The organism is Gordonia sp. 34D (assembly GCF_056682775.1).
Genome location: NZ_CM155293.1, coordinates 3,852,306 through 3,870,577, shown reverse-complemented (window position 1 = coordinate 3,870,577; position 18,272 = coordinate 3,852,306). Strand labels below are relative to the sequence as shown.

Here is an 18,272-nt window from a genome sequence, read left to right as displayed (position 1 = left end):
AAGAGACTCCCTTCAGGTTCACATCAAAGATTACGAAGAGATTACTCAGGCGGGTAGACCCAGAAAGGGGGACACCGATTGGGGGACACCGGAACCAGCTCCAACGTGGTAGGCGATTCCCCCAGAATGGGGGACAAACCGCCCTGAACTTGACATATAGGACACAAATCCGGCAACTGAGATGAATCGGCACTGCCGTCTCACATCTTCTTTTCAGATTTGCTAACTGCGCTCAAGAAGTTGCTGAACATCCGAGCGTCAGATTCGACGACCCGCAGCGTCGAAGTCGTGACGCACCACGCTGCCGCCACGAGAGACGGAGAGCGTCGCGAACGCAGCCCGACCGTTCGGCAGCAGCCGCACTGTCACCTCATCCCCACTGACAGCACCAGCGAGTGCTGCGACAAGTTCCGATGACACTGCGGCAATTGCATCGTCCACGTCGGCGTCACCAATCCGGTCATAGTCGTCAAGGAGCAGCACCCGCACACCCTTCGCCCGCGCATCCCAGGCCGCGTCGGCAACCGTCGGATCGTCGAAGCCCGGGGCCCGAATGTTGTCCCGCAACTGCGCCTCGACGAGCCGGCACCGCCGAACCTCAACAACATCGAGGGTTCGACCGGAGGCAATCAGATCAAGCAGCGGGCGCGCACCATCATCGAGTCGGGCCATCTGCTGGTCACGTACCGCGAGCGCCGCTTCATCCGCGGCGAGCAGAGCTGTCTCACGTTCGGTCTGCCCTCGGAGTGCATAGATTTGCCTGGCCCGAGGACGGACGATCGCCGCAAATATCGTCGCCATCAATTGCACGGCCAGATTCGGCAGCTGCGCCGCGAGCAACGCCGGTTGCGGCCCGTAAAACTTCGCCGCCAACACCGCCACCAGCAGGCTCAAGCCAAAACTGATCCACGAAGCAAGCACCCGACCGCGGACCGCGAAAAACGCGGTGATGATGACGCTGGCACCGGTTAGGGTCGCGTACGCCATACCCGGCCGATGACTCAACGCGGGCACGGCCATGGCCACTGCCGCTGGCGGAGCCACCACAATCAAGTAGGTTGCCCACCTCACGACAGGATCGCCAGGTGCCGCCAATAGGACGAACACGGCGGCCAGCATCACCAGCATCGACGCCAAATACAGGACCGGAATCTCCACTCCCCCGGCGGCGAATCCGATGACGAGCGACACCGCCCAAATCCCGACGGCCAAGGTCGGCGCCCATCGGGTTTGCAAACCCATAATGGTGGAGGCGTCATTGCGTGGCGGTTGACGCCACCAGCCGAGTGCTCGAACGCCCAGTCCGCTCATGGCTGTTGCCACATCATTTGGACGGTCGTACCTTCGCCGGGAACACTGCTCAAGCGCATATCCGCGCCGTCCAGATTGCGGAGCCGCTGCCGGATACTCACTTCAATCCCGAGTCGTTCCGGCGGGACAGCGCTCGTATCGAAGCCGGCACCATTGTCCGCGACAGTGATCCGCAGAAGCCCGGCCCGCACCTCCACGAGAACCGCACACTCGGCATCCGGGCCGGCATGGCCAATGCTGTTGCGAACCGCTTCCCCGACTGCTTCAGCTAAGGCCTGCACTGCCGCGGTCGGGTACGCAGTATCGGGATCGGTGCTGTCGACGATCACCGCAACATCGTGGTCGACAGAGGCGACCACCGCGCGCAGTCGTGCCTGAACTTCGTTGGCGTCGATACTGCCGACAGACTCCGCACCGCTCGCGAGCGCCAGGAGCTCACTGGTTGCCCGCCGAGCTTGATAGGGAAGTCGGCTCTCTGTTGGATCGTTCGCCGCCGAGATCAGGGTGGCGATCACCTGGTCATGAATGAGGGCGTCGAAGCGCGCTCGCTCGGCACGCTGAGCCGACCGCGCCGCCGATTCCCCCGCGGCAGCAATCGCGTCAGCGCGGGTCGCATCGAGGATTCGGCCGGACCGCACTACCCTGCCGGATGCGAGCACAAAGCACAGGGTAAAAACGGCACCCCAGGATCCCTCGATCAGGACGTTGGAATCGATTAAGTCAGAACGCCCCGTATCGGTAACCCATGCAGCCAATGCCGAGCAGACGACGAGGACGCCCGTGGCTTCAGCCATCGGTCGAACCAAGACCCACGCCATGGCGGGCAGTCCGGAGAAACTCATCAGCCACGTCACCTGCTCGGCGTCAGCGGTAATGCCGTTCCACGCGACGAACCAAGTGATTGCTGCCAGCAGGTACCCGACGGCGCACAACGGTGCGATGACTGGGATATACCGGTGCAACCGGGGAACAAATGAGACCGCAAGCAACGCGAATCCCGGACCGAAAGCGAGCGCTATACCGACGGGGGTAAACCATCCGGCAACCATTCCCGCCGGCTGTCCGAACATCGGGATCGAGGTGAGGAAGTAGGCAACGAATCCGGCGCCAATGAATCGCGACATCGCGACGAGGATTTTTGAGTGCTCGCTCGGAGCAACTGCTTCAGCGGCCGACCGAGGTGTGGTTGCGCGAACTGCGGCAGCAGAATTCGGCACTACTGTTGCGCCCATGTGGACCTTGGATGGGTCTTCTACTCTTGCCCGCGGTTTGGCATGGGGAGCCAACCGTCTTCAACCGCACGCTTGAAAAGGTCGAGTTTGGTACGCGTCGGCCGACCAGCGTCGGCGTACTTTTGTCGGATCCGCTTGAGGTACTCGTTAACGGTGTCCGGTGCGACACCCAATTCGTTGCCGACACTGATCGACGTGCCACCCGACGCGTACAGGGTGAGGACGCGTTGAAGTTGCGGGCTCAGGTCCACGGCATCAAGGTTTGGGTCGCCATCAATGGCGGCTGCCCACTCGACGGTCAGGATTTCTTCACCGCTCCCTGCCGCACGTATTGCGGCAAGGATCTCGTCTTCGGAGGCAGACTTGAGAACAACGCCGAGAGCACCGGCGCGTGCCGCCGACCGCAGCAGGTCTGGGTGCTCGCCGGAGGTATAGACGACGGTGACGATCCCGAGTTCGGCGAGACGATTGACGTTCTCACGGGGGGTAGTGCCGTCATTGAGGCGAAGGTCGAGAATGACGACATCCAAGGCGGAAGTCTGCTCAAGAAGTTCGTTGACGGTCGCCGCTGAGCCGATGAGGTCGAGGTCGTCCTGGCGTTCGAGGATTCGTTCGATACCCCACACCGGCGACTGATGATCGTCAACCATCCCCACCCGCACCGCGCGGGGCTGCGCAGCGAGGACGTCATCGCGCTCGTCACTCAAGTTCGTCATCTCCCCTACTTCGTCATGCGGTGTCCGTGGCGTCGACATCGGGATCTGTCCCATATCGAATACTCGGACACTCAACAATTTATCGGACCCCTCCGACAAGAACCCTTCTTTCCTCCATTCGTAGGACGAAAGTCACCCAAATCGCCCCCTCAACCTCGTAGTGTGAGGTGAGTGACCCCAACCCCTCTCCACCGTGAGCCACCAGCTGTACACCGCGTCCTCGGCGTCGACATTTCGATGCCCGTGGAAATCCGCTCCGCACGATGCTTTGTTGCCGCATTCACGGCATCCTCGGCCGCGATTAACGCCGCCATCGCCGACCGTGGCGAGACCAATCTGCGCCCACTGGAGGTCCGACGCGGGCGTGGGCTCTGCATGCTTGTCTTTGTCGACTATGTCGACGGCGACCTTGGACCGTACAACGAGTTTGGGGTGTGTTTCCTGATGCAAGCTCCGGGCGAGAGCGCTTCGCCGCTGCGCGCCCTCCGATCTCTCGGCTCCGGCGACGCCCACGCCTTGATTCACGAACTCCCGGTCGACGGCGAGTTCACGATGGCTGCGGGGCGGGAGATTTGGGGATTCCCCAAGGTGCTGGCCGACTTCGACGTGGACCACGATTCGTCGGTGAAGCGCGGCACCGTGAGCTTGGACGGCAAGCTGATCGCCGACCTCATTATTGGGCGAGGCATCGGTTTACCCGACTCGTCGAACGACACTGTTTTGCAGGCCTATTCGCAACTCGACGGGATTACCCGTCGGACACCGTGGCGTTTGACCTCCACCTCCGGCACTCGCAGTCGCCTCGGTGGCGGCACACTCAAACTCGGCACGCATCCCATGGCCAAGGAACTACGGAAGCTCAAGTTGTCGCGCCACGCCCTGATGACGACATCGGTGGCAAACCTGTCGATGGTGTTCGACGACGCAACCGTAATGGGCCGGTAGCCGGAACCTGGCATCGGCCACTGAGCGAAGGCCGTGCTAGAAACCCCGACACCGGGTGTTAGGCTCACCTAATTAGTACCGCATGAAAAGACCAGGAGAGTCATGTACGCATCCCGTAAGTTTCGTCGCCCCGCCGCCGCCATCGCCGCCATCGCCGCAGCGGGTGCGATGCTGACCGCTTGCTCAAGTTCCGACGACAGCGCCGACGCATCGAACGCGGTAAACACCTCCGCTAGCGCATCCGTCGACGCATCGACGGCGACGGTGGAGGGCCTCGACGCCGCTGCCGCACAGACCATCATCCGCACTGCTGTCGATGGCAACACCCCGATTGACGAGTTGTCGACTGTTGCCGACACCTCGACTCCGGGCTCCGCCGAGGCCCTCAGCGTCTTCGCGAAGGCCGCCGCGCCTGCTGGCTATACCCCTGACGCCTTCACGGTGACCTCAGTCAAGGCCGACGGCGAAAACAAGGCCATCGCGGTTACCTCAATCAAGTCGCCCCACGTGCCCCAGCCGATCGAGATGGATCTCGCGATGGTCAAGCAGGATGGTCAGTGGAAGCTGGCTGGCGCTGCCGTCACCACCCTGACCTCGATGATGCGCAAGTAGTCCACGGGGTCACCGGTAACTGACCCGACGACGGCGCCCCTCACTTCAAGGTGGCGCCGTCGTTGTCGTATTCCCAGGCGGCACCGCCTGAATCCAATGATCGACACACGCGGCGGTTCACGTATGTGCCGTCAACGTGGGTGATTGTCGCCGCGGCATCTCTCCCCGATGGAAGCAATCGCGCGACTATCGAGCCGCTTCGCACCTCGCCAAGCGCCGAAATCAACTCAGCGCGGATCGGTTCCACGCTCGCGAAGTCGAGTTCGTCCGGGCTGGTGTCGTCGAAGATGGAGACGGCAATACCAGTCTCGCGGGCGCGTGCGACGGCACGTCGAACCCCGGGCGAAACCAGGGTCTGGCCACGCACCTCATCGCGAAGCGCCGCTTCCAGCAGCCGCGCCCGTTCCATGTCGCTGGGAGAAAGTTCGCCCCCTTCGGCAGCCTGCTCCAGGAGTGGTTGCACGTCTCGCTCCAACTCCAAGAGCCGTACCCGGCGCTGTTCGGCGGTCGCCGACGAGGCAGCTTCGGCTTCCACCGCAGCAACTTCCTTCAAATCGAGGACCCTGACGAATCGCAGCAGTGGGCGCATGAAGAACATGATCAATGTCGCGGGAACCAGGGTGAGGAACATCCGCAGAAGCACCTGCAGACCAATGCCCGATTGCCATTCCCAGACGATCACCGCATACACGCATAGGCCGATAACAAGCACGAAACCGGCCCAAGCCCAGCGAACTCGACCGCGGACGATCAGCAGACACATGGCGACAGCAAAAACCACCATAGGTGCACCTGGGCGCACCCAATTGCCTACGCCAAGCGGGATCGTCCACCACACGGCCGAACCGGACGCGGCACCGAGCACCACTGCCGTGATCGTCCGAGGTAATCCGATGGGATCCGTGCGGCCGGAGGCCGACGCAATGAGCGCCAAGACGAGACCGATGGAACCAATAATGGAGACGACGAACTTGGTGGTCGAAATGTCGAGTTTGGGAAGAGCAAGTCCGATGAAGACGTAGACAACGACCGTCGCGGCAACGGCAATGCGCACCCCCCTTCCGCGCAAGCCCAGCATCTCCATCATGGCGTCCGAGCCGGCGGGCTCAGTGTCCAGTTCGGCAACAGCCTGATCGAACGTTTGCGTCAAGGTCTGCTCCACTCAATTGAAACCATGGCACCTTCTCCCGCGGCTGAATCGACCCACGCGCCACCGCCCGGTTGTTCTCGGAGCCTGGCGATGATCCCCAATTCGATTCCAGCCCGATCTGCCGGGACGCGCCGGGGGTCGAAACCGCTTCCGTCGTCGACGATGCGAAGGCGAATCAGGTCGTCGTCGAACGCGCCGATCAAGGCCCGCGATGCCGCTGGCCCGGCATGTTGAATCACGTTGGTCACCGCTTCGACTGCTGCGTCGGCAATTGCCTCAGTCAGGGGATACGGGTATCGAGCGGCCGGGTTCATCAGTTGGATATCGACGAGGGTGTCGTCACCGAGCCCGTTTACCGCTTCCCGAAGACGTAGGACGGTGTCTGCCGCTGAAAGCTCGTGTGGCACCGTTGCCGGACCTGTCCGGCCGCTCAAATTTGCCAATGCGCCAGCCGCAGTCGCGCGATAGCGACTGCTCTCCACGCCTTGCCCAATCGTGCGCAACACTGCGATCACTTCGTCGCGCACCACCACATCGAGACGATCACGTTCGGCAGTCCGGGCCGCGTGTTCTGCGGCACGCGCAGTGCGGGCCAGCACTTCTTCTCTTCGGCGATCAGATTTGCGGACAGCGCCAATCACCGCAACTTCGGCCGTCAGCAGCACTCCAACGAGCGATGCCGTTAGCAGTCCGTTGGTGTAGCCGAGAATGCCGTGGTGACCCTCTTTACTGAGTTGCTGGGCGGTACTAAGCAGCAACAGCACGATGGCCAGATAGGCCATGGACACGCTAGCGCGGTACACCGTCACCAACGCAAAGGCCGGCAGCACGACAGTGTTTGCCAACCAGATCGGCGGAGTTCCGTACCAGGGCGGGAGTGCTTCGCCGTTCCAAGCACCCAACCAAAGGACCGTCCCGATCACGTTCGCGACAGCGAGCAGCAGTGCGGCCGGGCCGATCCAGCGACCCGACTTCTCCAGCGATGCGGCAATGAGCACCGGTGCCGCTCCAACCACCAGCGCCACACTCACCGGAGTCCACCAGTCAGCGACCAGCACCACGCTGTGGTCAAAAACGGTGAGAAACACTGCGGGGACGATCATCGTGGTCAAGGCCATGGATATGGCGATGACCCGACGCATCCGCATTTCGTTGAGTCCGATTGTTCGGGTCACGTCCACACCACCTTGCTGACACGTCCGTCGAGGCCGAACTCGATTCGACGACGGCGCGCATCAGGCGCGACGGTGATCGAAGCGACCGGCACACGGCCCGGCGGAGCGATTCGGGCGATCAGTTCTCCGCTGTTTAACCCCTCAAGTTCAGTAGTCAGCTTCGGCACCATGCGAGAGAGGAACGCTCGAACTATGTCGAGTGGCAAGTCGTTGAACGCACCGTCGTCGAGGAGCGTCACCGACACCCCGCGCGCACGCGCGGCCCACACGGCCCGTCGAGTTTGGCCATTATCGAGAGCGGGCGCGCGGATTCCGTCGCGGAGTTGAGCTTCAAACAGTCGGGCTTTCGCCACATGCGCTTCGGTCACCGCATCGGATTCGACGATGTCAGCAAGCAGGTCGCTCATGTGCAGTTCGATGCGGGCGATTCGTTCGTCTCGAGCGTGATCGGCAGCAAGTCGCGCCGACTGCACATCGGCGACTCGCCGACCGCGCGCCGCGAACGCATCAATCGATCCGAGGAATGGTGAAAGGGCGAAAGCACCGGCGGAAGCAGCGATGACGCTCAGCAGGTTGAGTGACTCCACTGGACTCCACCAGTCGGTGGCATCCAACGCCCGGGAAAACGACACACTCAGCACAATGCCCGTCACCGTACCGATCCACGCCGTCGCGATCCGGTTACGCGTGATCAGCACTACTTCAACGACGAAGGCAGTAGCGAGCAGTGGCGCGTAGCCGCGAATGACGACCGTCGAATCGACACTGATGGAAATCCAACACAGTCCCTGAGCCACGATGGCCAGACACATGGCTGTGGCCGCACGAACCAACCGGAGCCGCCCGGGGGCAGGTGCCAGCACCAGTGCGAACGCCGCCATGTAGAGGCCGATCGCACTGACCGCGGCAAACCAGAACATGCTGCCCGCCGACTGCGTCGTCCCAATAACGGTCATGACCGTTGTCAGCGCCAAAAAATAGACGATGAGGGTTGCCACCATGGGGATCTGCCGAACGTGCGGACCAGCGACGGTTTCCAAAGGCGCGGGCCGGGCAGCATGCGAACCCATCAGTGCAGTCGACTGGAGTCCTGTGTCGCCGATCATCTTCGTGCTTCCGGCCGGGACCATGTCAACTCAACGCGGGTCCCAGACCCGGGTGCACTCACTACGCGGCCTTTGCCTCCGTCAATCTGACCCATCCGTTCCATAATGCCTAGTGACACACCAATTCGAGCGTCCGACACAGCCTCCGGTTCAAAGCCGACGCCATCGTCGACGACCATGGCAGCTATTGAGTCATCGAGAACGTCGCAGAGCACAACGCATGCGGCGCCAGGCCCGGCGTGTCGGTGAACGTTGCGGATGGCCTCGCCAATCGCCTCAATGATCGCCTCCGAGACATTGGACGGGAACCGTGTGCCGGGGTCACAGTTGACTGCGGTCTCAATGTCGATTCCGTCGTCGAGATTTTCCACAAATAGCCGTAGCCGCTGGGCAAACTCGAGCGCCGCCACCTGATGAACGGTCGTGGCCGGCTGCTTGGACCAGTTCGAGAGGTCGTCAAGGATGCTGGGCACACTCTCGACAAGGCTCTCGTCGACCGGTCCGGGCCGCAAGGCAACGAGCGTGGCAATGAGGCGGTCATGAATCATTGCATCGAGGCGTCGTTCCTCAGCACTCCGGAGCCCACTGGGCAGGCTTGCGATGGTAGTCCGGAGGGCCGCAGTACGTTCTTCATCAAATCGAAGCGCACCGATGGCGACCGCCCACGAGATGACCTCGAATACACACAGAAGCGCAAGGATCCAGATGGCCGCGAACGCCTCCGTGACATTGGTGCCGCCTGCGGCGATCACCGCGGCGGCGAGACTTAATCCGCCCGCGACCACCACGTGAGCAATCGCCGCGGCGATGCGACCGCAGAAACCAAAGGCGCAGCCGATAACACCGGGGAGGAACACCACCCAGTAGTCCAGTCCCGAAGGCTCAGCGATGGAGTTGCCATTCCAAGCGACAAACCAGGCGAGGATTAGGGCAAGGTAGGAGATGGCACTGGCGAGGACAACACGCTCAAGGTACTCGGTGCGATTCCAGACACCGATAGCGATGAGCGCAGCCGACGACGTGACCACCACCGCGATGGCAAAAGTGAGCCACCCCCACCCGGCCAACAGTGCACCCTCCACGACACGACTCGGTGCCAGGAAGAAAACTGCCAGATAGGCGATCCCCAGGAGCAGACTGCCGACCCGTTGCACCCGGCACAAGACCGGCCATCGGGTCTTTCTCGACGGCGACACACGCCAACCTTACTGAGCGGACCCCCGACAAAACGCGAATAGGTGCCAAAGTGCCTAGACGACCGAACGAAAACCGCTCTTAATCGACGGAAGGTCCCGCCCGAGCCAGTCGACGATCTGCTGCATCGAACGCACAAGTTCAACCGGCGGCAACTTACTCAAACTCGGCAAGTTGTGCATGACGGCTGCGGTGAGGGCACTTTCCACAGACATGAACTGAGGATCACCAACACGGCGGTAGCCGTTGAGTGAGTCCACCAAGTCACCGAAGGTGACGCTTTCGTCGCCGAGACGGACTGCGGTCATCCACGGAGCAGCTTCAGCGCGATCGGCCAAGTGCACACTCAGACCCCGGATCCACTCCGTGCGTTCAACGCTCGCGTAGTTGTCCATGTCCGTACCCTTCGGGATGCTTCCGGTTTCAGTGCCGATGGCCATACGTAAACGCGCCAGTTGTGGCAAACGCATAAAGCCATCTGACAAGACAGCGTATCGGCTAGATCGACTGAACAATAGAAGCGCCTTCACACCCGACACGAATGTGCGGCTACGGCAACCAACTTGACATCACCAAACAGCCCTGACCTGGCGTTATTCGATCCAGAGCCCGTTGTTGACAGAAAGATTCCCACTGAGATTCTGGTCACACTAACGCGGGCGGCCCAAATTCCTGTCATCCGAATGTGCTAATGCCCCTTTTGTTCGCCTGTCTCCATCGCATCGATCAGACTCTTCGGACGCAAATCCGTCCAGTTCTTTTCGACGTATTCCAAGCACGCGGCGCGACTGTCCTCACCGAACACCTGGGTCCATCCAGCGGGGATTTCCGCGAAGGTTGGCCACAGGGAGTGCTGGTTCTCGTCGTTCACCAGGACGTAAAAGCGGCCGTCTTCGTCATCGAACGGGTTGGTCATACTCTTCCTTTCATCGGACGCACCTTGCGCCAATTCGGCTTAGATCTGTGAACTCATGCCCCGCTGGCTTCGAGCCTGTCCCCAAGGGCAGCCTCAATTGCCGGGCCTATTATCTCAAGGGCTTCGGGATTCGCCATACCCAGATGGTGCGTGTCAACGTCAACGTTCACGATGGAGCCGGTAACAAACTTCCGCCAGTCTTCGACGAGGTCGACACCATCTGGCTTGTCGCGGATTGCGGTGAACAGCAGCATCGCCCCGGTGTATCTGTCAGCACGGTGCTCCGGAACCATCCGATCAGAACGTTCGAAGCTATCCATCACCCGTTGCACCTGGGCCTCGCTGAGCAGGCCCGTACCGACGATGGTCTTTCGAATGACATCTGCCACGTCTTCGGGCTTCTCAGCGCGGACTGCCTCACCGAGGTTGAACAGTTCCCGCCAGCCACCGAGAAGGTCACCGACGAGCTCTGCGCTGCCTTCCTCTTGCGGAACGTCGCCAGCACCTGCAGAGTCTCCTACCGAATCGCCCTCCAATGACCTAACAGGCGAGGCATCCATGACCGCCAGGAACTCAACTTGCTCGCCGCGGCGTTGCAGTTCCACTGCCATGGCATGGGCGACTAGTCCACCGAGGGACCACCCGAGAAGATTGTACGGTCCACTTGGGCGGACACGTTGGATCTCATCGACGTAGCGCAAGGCGAGCTCGGACACCGATTCCACCTCGTCCTCGCCTGCCGCCACCGCCGGGTCTTGCAGTCCGTATATCGGCCGATCTGCGAGGTACGGTGCCAGGCCTCCGTAGAACCAGGCCAATCCGCCAGCCGGATGGACACAGAATAGCGGCGCCAGACTTCCCTCGGTACGAAGGCCGAGCAGGACCCCGTTGTTGCCGCTGTATCCCGAGTCAATTCGTCGAGCTAATCCCCGAACGGTGGGTTCGTCGAAGATCCACGCCAACTCAATGTCTGGGGCGATCTGCTCACGCAGCCGAGCAAGCACCTGCGTAGCGGACAGCGAGTTGCCACCTAGACTGAAGAAACTCGACGTCGCCGAGACCCTCTCGATGCCAAGGACTGCGGCGAAAGCCTCCGCGATGACCGATTCTCTTTGACCGTCCGGTTCGTCGAACTCCTCGGATGAACCACTGAAGTCTGCATCTGGAAGGGATTTCCGGTCGATCTTTCCTGCAGAATTCAGTTTGATCTCGTCGACAAGCATCCACACCGTGGGCCGCATGTACTCCGGAAGAGCACGGGCGAGGTCGACCTTAATTGCGGCAAGGTCAATCGGCGCCTCCGGTGTGCCAGATAGATACGCAACAAGGTGTTCACCTCCACCGGGGGCCTGAGCCACAGTGGTCACCGCATGGACGACGCCAGCCATGCCGCTGAGGGCGGCTTCAACGTCGCCCAATTCGATTCGTTGTCCGCGAAGCTTCACTTGGAAGTCAGTACGTCCCAGGTACTCGAGTTGACCATCAGCACCATGCCGGACGAGGTCTCCGGTTCGGTAAAGTCGCTGCCCCGGCCCACCAAACGGGTCGGCAATGAAGCGTTCGGCCGTGAGGTCCGGGCGTGCGGCGTAGCCTCGCGCGAGTTGAACTCCACCGACGTACAGTTCTCCGGGCGCACCCGGCACGACTGGATGGAGTCGATCGTCAAGCACATAAGCGGTGGAGTTCCACACGGGCACACCAATGGGAACTGTTACCGCATCCGCACTGGTCTCCACCTTCGCATACGTAATCTCGACGGCGGCTTCCGTCGGGCCGTACAAGTTGTAGAGTTCGGCGCTCGCGAAAGCCGCGCGCGTCTGCGCGGCGACCGCTGGCGGCAGTGCTTCACCTGTGGTGGAAACGTATTTCACCGTCTTTAGCGCGCTGATTCTCTCGATACCGGCGATCTCAAGGAATACGGACAGCATTGACGGTACAAAGTGCACCATCGTGGCACCGGTCGCAGCAATTAGATCGCAGAGGTACCGCGGGTCGAGGTGTCCCTCTGCTTCCGCGATGATCATCCGTGCGCCAACCATCAACGGCGCATATATCTCCGGAACAGAGCAGTCGAAGGTGTATGGCGTTTTCAGCACGACCGCATCGGTGTGATCGATCGGCAATTCATCGAGTCCCCACCAGAGGCGGTTGATTACCGCGCGATGGCTGAGTGTTACCCCCTTGGGCCGCCCCGTCGACCCCGACGTAAACAGCGTGTAGGCTGCGTTTTCTTCGCGCAACGGCGCGATTCGATCGCGGTCGGTAACCGGATCCGAATTCCCAATTCCAGCTGCGATCGCACGTTCGGCGTCGACGGTGAGGACAACAATGTCCGAGCCGATACCGGCCATCGGTGACGCCAGCGCGCCGTCACCGGAGATGAGGACCAGATTCGCGCCAGCCGTCGCAAGCATGTACTGCACTCGCTCAGTTGGCGCATCCGGATCAATCGGCACGTAGGCGCCGCCAGCCGCACCGATCGCGTGGATCGCCAGCACCATGTCGACTGATCGCGGCATACACACCGCGACGGCAGAGTCAGGCCCGATCCCCTCGGCAATCAATCGTCGTGCGAAATAGCTGACCCCGCCAGCAAACTCCGAATACGAAATTGAACGACCAGAGAATTCCAAAGCCGACGCCGCCGGGGTTCGGGCCGCTTGCGCGTACAGCAGATCGGGCAAGACCGATGGGGCTATCGGCCGCGTGCATCCCTCGCTGACACCGGTGGTCTCAGCGCTTTCGTCTGCGGTCCGCAGGTCGACGTCACCGACTGCCCGGGACGGATCCAGAGTGAGTTGGTCGAGCACTGTGACCAGCCGATTCGCGAAGCGCGATGCTGTCACTTCGTCGAACATGTCCACCGCGTAGATGACGGAGCCCTCCCACTCGGCCCCCTCTGGTCCGGTCCACAACCCGACAGTCAAGTCCACCTGCGCGACTGGGTCGCCCGGGTCCATTGACGATATCTGCAAGCCCGCAACCTCAAGCTCTGCGGAGTCGTTGGCACCGAGTCCCGCCCCATCTTGGTTGAACGAGAGCTGCACTTGCATTAGCGGGGCGAACGCCTGCGAACGGACCGGATTCAGCCGCTCTACGATCTGCTCGAACGGCACGTCAGCGTGAGCAAAAGCATCGAGATCAACTTGCCGCACTTGCCTTACTAAATCGTCGAACCGTGTCGAGTTGGCGACTTGGGTTCGCAGAACCAGGGTGTTCACGAACATCCCGATCATGTCGTCCAGCACTGCCTGTCCGCGTCCGCCGACGTGCGTGCCCACCGCGATATCGTCCGTTGCTGACAATCGAGCAAGGACCACGGCCAGGGCCGCGTGGACCACCATAAACGGCGTCGCACCGAGCACGGTCGCGACATCATTCACGCGGCGAACAACATCTGGGGTGAGGCTGAACTTCACTCTCGCGCCTCGCATACTCGCGACCGCTGGCCGTGGTCGATCGGATGGCAGCTCAAGTACGTCAGGCAGACCACTCAGTTGCAGGAGCCAGTAGTCCAACTGCTTCCTGACGAGGGAATCGGGGTCGTCGATCGAGCCGAACTCGCGGTGTTGCCATAGCGCGTAGTCCGCGAATTGGACCGCTCGGGGCGCCCACCCGGGTTCCTGACCGGCTGCTCGCGCCGAATACGCGGAAATCACCTCGGTCAGCAAGGGCGCAAGCGACTGCCCGTCGCCAGCAATGTGGTGGATTACAACCAGTAGGTACGAGCCGCCAGACCGTTCACGCAGCACCCGCACCCTGATCGGTAGATCGGATCCAACATCGAATCCGCGATGTACCGACGCAAGGAATTCATCCATTGCATCGATCTCGGCGAAATCGAGTAGCTCACCGATCTCGTCGACTCGACGAATCTGCTGATGCCCGGCACCATGCTCGTCAGTGGCGTAGGTCGTCCGCAGAATTTCGTTGCGACGGATCAGATCGACGACGGCATGTTGCAGCGCCTCGATGTCAAGTTCACCCGCAATGCTCACCGCCAGCGGGATGTTGTACGCCGCGGAATCTGGCTCGAGCTGATTGATGAACCACATCCGTTGCTGCGCGAACGAAAGCGGAACCACAGCGGGCCGGGGGTCAACGGCGACGACCGCCGCCAGACCTCGGCCGCGGCCGCGAACAGCGGCAACTAGTGATCGAACGTTGGGAGCGTCAAAGACATCTCGAACAGAAACCTCAACCCCCAACGCATCGGCGACGCGGGCCGAGAGGCGCGCGGCGAGAAGCGAGTTGCCGCCGAGCTCGAAGAACGACGCGGTAACCCCAACGTCGTCTCGTCCGAGGAGATCGGCGAAGACTGTTGCCACGGCGAGCTCGTCCGATGTACCCGCCCGAACGTGCTCACCCAGTTCGGCGGTTGGCAGTGGCAGCGCGGCCCGGTCAATCTTGCCGTTCGCGGTGAGTGGCAATGCTGGCAAAGCGATCACATCGTCCGGCACCATGTAGCCGGGGATCTGCAGTGCGAGCGCGGTCCGGACGCTGGCCGCGTCCACGACGGTCGTCGCATCGACCATCACATAGCCGAGCAGGCGATCACCGATCACCGGGTCGTGGGCGAGGCGCACTGCCGCAGCGGTAGCCTGCGGGACAACCGCGAGGAGCGCGGCCTCGATCTCTCCGAACTCGATACGGAAGCCGCGCAGTTGTACCTGCGCATCGCCACGTTGCAGGTACTCCAGGTCTGCACCTCGACGGCGTGCGAGGTCACCGGTTCGATACATGCGCGAACCATCTGATGCGAAGGGATCGGCAACGAATCGCGTCGAAGATAGTCCAGGCTGCCCCAAATATCCGGTAGCTAGTTGGCCACCACTGACGTACATTTCGCCAACGACGCCGTCCGGAACCGGATGGAGTCGATCGTCGAGGAGGTGAATCGCCAACGACGACAGAGGGCGACCGATAAACGAAGCATCACCCGCGCCAACCGCGCTGGGATCGATGGGACGGAAACTGACATGCACCGTAGTTTCGGTAATTCCGTACATGTTGACCAGTACCGCTTGGTCCCCGGGGTTGTCCCGGAACCAGCGACCAACCTGCTCGAAGCTCAGTGCCTCGCCGCCGAAGACCACATAGCGCAGACCCAGTTCGACGGGACTACGTCGCCGCGCTTCGGCCAGCTGGTAGAACGCGGATGGCGTTTGGCTCAGGACCGTGACCCGTTCACGGGCGAGCACAGACAGGAACGCCACCGGGTCGCGCGCCAGATCGCGGTCCACGATGACCAGGCGCCCTCCGGAGAGCAACGGTCCCCACATCTCCCATACCGAAAAGTCGAAGGCGTACGAATGGAACATCGTCCATACGTCGCAGTCCCGGAAGTCAAAGTCTTGTGCGGCACTGTCGATGAGCGTGACGACATCTCGGTGCGTCACCTCCACGCCTTTAGGGCGGCCGGTCGACCCCGACGTGTAGATCACATAGGCGCGTGAATCTGCCGGCACCGGCACCATCGGCGACACACTAGCCGTCGCATCGATAAGCGACTTAACGTCGGCGGTCGTAGCTGTCGCATCGAGGTGCGCCCACAACCCGTGATTGGCGGTCGTCGAATCAACGATGATCAACGACACCTGCGCGTCGCTGACAATGTAGGCAAGCCGCTCAATCGGGTTGCCCAAATCGAGCGGTAGATAGCCAGCACCGGCTTTGTGTACGCCGATAATCGCCGACATTAGATCCACACTGCGCGAGGTTGCGACACCAACCAGATCACCCGGCTTCACTCCGCGCGCGGTCAGCGATGATGCCACCGCGTCCGATCTCCGGTCAATGTCGGCGTAGGTAAGGTGCGTTGCTCCGGCGGTTACCGCTATTGCGTCTGTTCGCCGCTCAGCCATCTGCGAGAACAGCGATGGCAAAGTCCATCCGCTGTTCACGGTTTCGGTGATCGCGAGCGGCCGAGCATCAAGAGCCCGGAGTTCTTCCGGCGTGCGGATCTCGACATCGCCCACTGCCGCATCCAAGTCTGCGGTTAGGGCATCCAACAATCGGACGAAGCGATCGGCAAACAACGATGCTGTCGCGGTATCGAAAAGATCAGTCGCGACGATGACCGACCCTGCCCACTGCTGCGCGCTCAGCTCGACGTTCAACGTCAGATCGCGCTGTGCCGGAACTTCGGTCGGCTCCAGCCTGGTGAGGCCGATATCGCCGATCTCTACCGGTTCAATCGACTCCTGCAAAGCATTCGTCACCACGAGCATGACCTGCGTGAGCGGCGCGAATGCCTGGCTGCGGACCGGATCGACTGCTTGCACAATTGCCTCGAACGGCACATCAGAATGTGCAAATGCCGCCACGTCGCTCTCCCGCACCTGCGACAGCAAGTTCGCAAAAGATGTCGCCACGTCAACCTTCGATCGCAGCACCAAGGTGTTGACGAACATCCCAACCAACGGATCCAGGACTTCTTGTCCGCGTCCGGCAATCGGGGTCCCAACGGCCACATCGTGTTCACCGCTCAGCCGAGCCAAGAGAACACTCAGTGCCCCATGCAACACCATGAAAGGCGTGAGGTTTCGTTTGTCTGCTACGGCACGAACACGTGCGGCGAGCGCTTCCGGAATGGTGAAGTCAACACGTGCACCCCGCCCCGACGCTTGCTGCGGGCGCCGACGGTCCGCCGGAATTTCCAAGACGTCGGGCAGCCCCTCGAGCTGCCGCACCCAGTAATCGAGTTGTTGACCAACGACGGATTCCGGATCGTCCGGCGTTCCCAGGACTCGGTGCTGCCAGATCGCAAAATCAGCAAACTGCACCGGCAACGGCCGGAATCGAGGCAATTGGTTCAGTCGCCGTGCCGTGTACGCGGTCACAAGATCGCTGATCAACGGGCTCATAGATTCACCGTCCGCCGCGATGTGATGGAGCACGATCACGACGACATGATCGTCGGTCGACTGGCGGAATACCCGTACTCGGATCGGCCAGTCCTCTGCGAGCCGGAATCCACGAATCGAGGCTGCTTCAATCTCGCTCTCAGAGTCTACGACTGCCCAGTCGAACCGCTGGCCAACATCACTGATGGCATCGACCAGTTGGTACGGGGTTCCTCCCGCTGCCGGGAATCTGGTCCGCAACACCTCGTGCCGTCCAATAACGTCTACCAGCGCCTCGCGAAGCACCTCCAGCTGCAACGGGCCCGTGACTCGGAGCGCCGTCGGAACGTTGTAGGTACCGCTTGCCGGGTCAAGCTGATTAATAAACCACATCCGCTGCTGTGCGAACGACAACGGAATTCGGTCAGGCCTGACCGCTTCAGCCACGACCGGCGGCAATGCATCTCTGGCCTCGTTCGCTGACAGTCGGTGAGCCAACTGGCTCACGGTTGCTGCTTCGAAGACGTCTCGCACGGACACGACAATTCCGATTCGGTCGGCGAGTCTCGCCGCGAATCTGGCAGCGGACAATGAGTCACCACCAAGTTCGAAGAATCCAGCATCGGCGGAAATCAACGAGGGATCGAGATCGAGCACTTCCGCTGCGACATCAGCGATGACTCGTTCGGTGCCCTCCTGCGGCGCTCGGTATTCCGTCGCCGGAAGTTCCGGTGCCGGGAGCGCCCTCTTGTCCAGCTTTCCGACAGGTGTCAGCGGGAGTTCCGGCAAGACTGTGACGGACGACGGCACCATGTGAGCCGGGAGGCGAATACTCGCGAATCTCCGCAGATCCTCGACAATGGCCGAGTGGTCGGATGGCCCGTCGTTAATGAGGACGACGTACGCCGCCAATGCGGTGGCGATCGAACCGCCGACACCGACCACCACCGCGCTCCGAACGGCCGGGTGCTCGGCGAAGAGATTCTCAATCTCGCCGAGTTCGATGCGGAGTCCGCGGAGCTTGACTTGTTCATCCGACCGGCCCGAGTATTCGAGACTGAGCGCACCCG

General features: G+C 61.6%; 12 protein-coding genes (1 of these 12 only partly in view). 2 read left to right on the top strand and 10 right to left on the bottom strand.

The features are described 5' to 3' along the window. Positions 1-258: 258 nt before the first annotated feature. Genes AC1L34_RS17950 through AC1L34_RS17940 form a run of 3 tightly spaced genes read right to left on the bottom strand, consistent with a single transcriptional unit; the run spans position 259 to position 3,259 of the window. On the bottom strand, positions 259-1,311 hold the full coding sequence (locus AC1L34_RS17950; protein ID WP_480034983.1) for a hypothetical protein: 1,053 nt from the start codon (positions 1,309-1,311) through the stop codon (positions 259-261). After that, complete coding sequence (locus tag AC1L34_RS17945; RefSeq protein ID WP_424294282.1) at positions 1,308-2,543, bottom strand: sensor histidine kinase; 1,236 nt, start codon at positions 2,541-2,543, stop codon at positions 1,308-1,310. Before AC1L34_RS17945 ends, AC1L34_RS17950 begins: the two co-directional genes overlap by 4 nt. A 20-nt stretch (positions 2,544-2,563) precedes the next feature. Next, positions 2,564-3,259: a response regulator gene (locus AC1L34_RS17940; protein ID WP_424294283.1), complete on the bottom strand. Its 696-nt coding sequence runs from the start codon at positions 3,257-3,259 to the stop codon at positions 2,564-2,566. A 237-nt stretch (positions 3,260-3,496) separates the two neighbouring features. Between AC1L34_RS17940 and AC1L34_RS17935 the strand changes: the two genes are divergently transcribed. Together AC1L34_RS17935 and AC1L34_RS17930 are read left to right on the top strand one after the other, a co-directional pair. After that, positions 3,497-4,204 (top strand): acetoacetate decarboxylase family protein, encoded by a 708-nt coding sequence (locus AC1L34_RS17935; protein ID WP_424294290.1) that lies wholly within the window; start codon positions 3,497-3,499, stop codon positions 4,202-4,204. 102 nt (positions 4,205-4,306) lie between these two features. Further along, positions 4,307-4,816, top strand: coding sequence for an MTB12 C-terminal domain-containing protein (locus AC1L34_RS17930; protein WP_424294284.1), 510 nt, complete (start codon positions 4,307-4,309; stop codon positions 4,814-4,816). A gap of 40 nt (positions 4,817-4,856) precedes the next feature. Here the strand turns inward: AC1L34_RS17930 and AC1L34_RS17925 are convergent, their stop codons facing one another. The 7 genes from AC1L34_RS17925 to AC1L34_RS17895 all read right to left on the bottom strand — a co-directional run. Next, a complete protein-coding gene (locus AC1L34_RS17925) occupies positions 4,857-5,966 on the bottom strand; it encodes a hypothetical protein (protein WP_480034982.1) in 1,110 nt (369 codons plus the stop codon). Continuing rightward, entirely contained in the window at positions 5,963-7,141 is a 1,179-nt protein-coding gene (locus AC1L34_RS17920) for a sensor histidine kinase (RefSeq protein WP_424294286.1), read from the bottom strand. Before AC1L34_RS17920 ends, AC1L34_RS17925 begins: the two co-directional genes overlap by 4 nt. Beyond that, entirely contained in the window at positions 7,138-8,247 is a 1,110-nt protein-coding gene (locus tag AC1L34_RS17915; RefSeq protein WP_480034981.1) for a hypothetical protein, read from the bottom strand. Before AC1L34_RS17915 ends, AC1L34_RS17920 begins: the two co-directional genes overlap by 4 nt. Then, positions 8,244-9,443: a sensor histidine kinase gene (locus AC1L34_RS17910; protein WP_480034980.1), complete on the bottom strand. Its 1,200-nt coding sequence runs from the start codon at positions 9,441-9,443 to the stop codon at positions 8,244-8,246. The genes AC1L34_RS17915 and AC1L34_RS17910 overlap by 4 nt, the downstream gene beginning before the upstream one ends. 54 nt (positions 9,444-9,497) lie before the next feature. Continuing rightward, on the bottom strand, positions 9,498-9,911 hold the full coding sequence (locus AC1L34_RS17905; RefSeq protein ID WP_480034979.1) for a hypothetical protein: 414 nt from the start codon (positions 9,909-9,911) through the stop codon (positions 9,498-9,500). A 218-nt stretch (positions 9,912-10,129) separates the two neighbouring features. Continuing rightward, complete coding sequence (locus AC1L34_RS17900; RefSeq protein WP_424323153.1) at positions 10,130-10,357, bottom strand: MbtH family protein; 228 nt, start codon at positions 10,355-10,357, stop codon at positions 10,130-10,132. A gap of 53 nt (positions 10,358-10,410) precedes the next feature. After that, a protein-coding gene (locus AC1L34_RS17895; protein ID WP_480034978.1) for a non-ribosomal peptide synthase/polyketide synthase crosses the window boundary here: on the bottom strand, positions 10,411-18,272 show its final stretch. It continues 23,659 nt past the right edge of the window; only the last 7,862 of its 31,521 coding nucleotides appear in the window; its start codon lies off the right edge, out of view; its stop codon occupies positions 10,411-10,413.